The sequence below is a fragment of the Sagittula sp. NFXS13 genome (assembly GCF_040148795.1).
Lineage (GTDB): Bacteria > Pseudomonadota > Alphaproteobacteria > Rhodobacterales > Rhodobacteraceae > Sagittula > Sagittula marina.
This window is the reverse complement of record NZ_JAGEMH010000042.1, coordinates 1-2,050: the sequence shown is the minus strand read 5'-3', so window position 1 is coordinate 2,050 and position 2,050 is coordinate 1. Positions and strand designations below refer to the sequence as shown.

The 2,050-nt window shown below is 58.9% G+C and carries 1 protein-coding gene; it reads right to left on the bottom strand.

Features of this window, described 5'->3' with window-relative positions:
- Nucleotides 1-26 precede the first annotated feature (26 nt).
- Entirely contained in the window at nt 27-1,871 is a 1,845-nt protein-coding gene (locus tag J4E08_RS24370) for a TniQ family protein (RefSeq protein WP_349540720.1), read from the bottom strand.
- Nucleotides 1,872-2,050 lie beyond the last annotated feature (179 nt).

The window sequence follows — 2,050 nt, the reverse complement described above, 5'->3', positions numbered from 1 at the left end:
ATTTCAGCATAAGCCGTGACTAACGGTCACTTTCCTCCCTGAGATTTCAGGAGTGCCACAACCGGCTCAACAGCGTTGCGAAGATAGAGCGGTCCAACATCCAAGCCGTTTGGGCGGAACGGCTGGACCCGCTCGCTCTGCAGAACGGCCCGAATCGTGTTCAAATGCGCACCGGTTTCGGCCGACAGCATCGATGGTGTCGTATAGCTGGCCTCAAACGCAGCGATGTCGTCGCGGCTCATCCGCCAGTCCCGACGCTTGGTCGTGGGATTCAATACGAACATCGCAGGCGTGTAGCCTCCTTCGATCAGAGCCCGGAATTTACCTTTGCCCCTAATACCCACCGATCGGGCGAAGGCCGCTGCGGTCACCTCGCCGGGGGTAGTCGATGGTTTGCGCTTCGGCGCGGTCTTAGCCTTGAATGAAGAAACCTCAGTGGCTTCAACCACAAGCCCGTGGTAACCGAAAACATCAGGACGTTTACCGAGGCGCAGAAAACCAGCCCTGATAGCCGCAATTATTCCGCCAACTGGAAAGTCCAGCCGCTTGTGAACGAGTTGGATCGTCTCCCATCCTGGCTCATCCAAGGCAACTGGCTGCGCATAGGCCTCCAGCTCCTTAAGAAGAGCTTGGCCGTCCGCAATCCGCCAAGGCGATTTGATCGTGGCGATGTTGGTTCGCGGGACGAGGACACCGTCTGCCTTCAACCCGTTCAATTCGGCCAGCGTTGCGCCGATTGCCTTTCGCAGCGCAATGGGACCAACCAGCGTCGGGATTTCATCAAGGACGTGCTGCCAGGCCTTCGCATTAAAAGTCTTGCGGGCATCGGCACGCGCGTCACTGGGCGCGAACGCGCCTGCTTCCGTCAGGAAATCATCCAGGACAGCCGGACCGATGCCGATTTCCTTGGATGCTGTTGTAAGGGAGTGGAGACGCCGCTCTGTGACGGTATGTCCGAGAAGTTCATCACCTGGCGCTAACGGCCATATTTCCAGACAGTAGCCACGAAGGATTTCGCGAAAGACCGCAAAGGCATCGTCATCAAGATAGCTGCCATTAACGTGTCGGAGGAGCGGACCCAATTCGCCATGATTCACGATGTGGCCGCCGTCCTGTGACCGCATAAGGATGTCCAGAGACGCTCGGATCCCATCAGGGCCTTGCGAGACAAAGGTGAAGCCTGTGGCCTTGGCGCGCCGATCGTCCGGGGCCTCACCCTGTTTGCGCAGCAAGGCTGCACCGATAAACTCACAGAGTGTGATCGTGGGAAACACCGGCTGTGAGGCCAGCCATGTGTCGTCCGCAGCGATACCCCGCGAGAGACGCTTATCAAGCCAAAGGTCATAGTCTGTAGGATCAATGCGCCCGCAGTCGAATGATCCTGCTCGCAGGTCTGGCAGGATTTCCGCCAATCTCGCTCCAATGTCATCCCGCTCAATGGGGCGCGAGCTGGACCACAAGGGAACCAGCAGATGGTGGTGCCGGTGGCAAATATCAACACCTCTGCAGAGCCAGTCCCCCCGCAAGGCAATGCGCCGCAATGGATGGGGCTGATCAGCTGCATGCTCACGCACCCAATGCGGACAGCCTCGAATGATCGGGTTTCTCAGGGCCCGCGAGACGAAGACTTCCTTCCGAAACCGCATCCGGACGTCTCCGATGCGCTCACCTGTCCAGGAGAGCAGCTCGGCGAGCTGCGTGGCCGACAGCCCTGCGCGTTCTGCAAAAATCGCGACGGCCTCTTCGTCCTGCTCCAGGATACGCCGAAAGGTGGTCCCGAGATCGAGGGCGAAGTTGGCAGCGTCGGTTCCATTCAGGATTGCCATGCGCGAAAACAGTGACGGGAGCGTCTCGCGGTCAACGGGCTCCACCGTAAGGGCAAGCTTACCCAGAAAAATACACGTCCTGTGTGCTCAAACGCCCCACGTGTTGCCATACGCGGCTCCATAGCCGTTTCTGGATCGGAAGCGAAGTCGCCATTCGCTGCAAGCGAAGATAGAGGCATGTGCCATGCGGGGTCCGATCGGCATACTAGCGACGTGAACGGCCC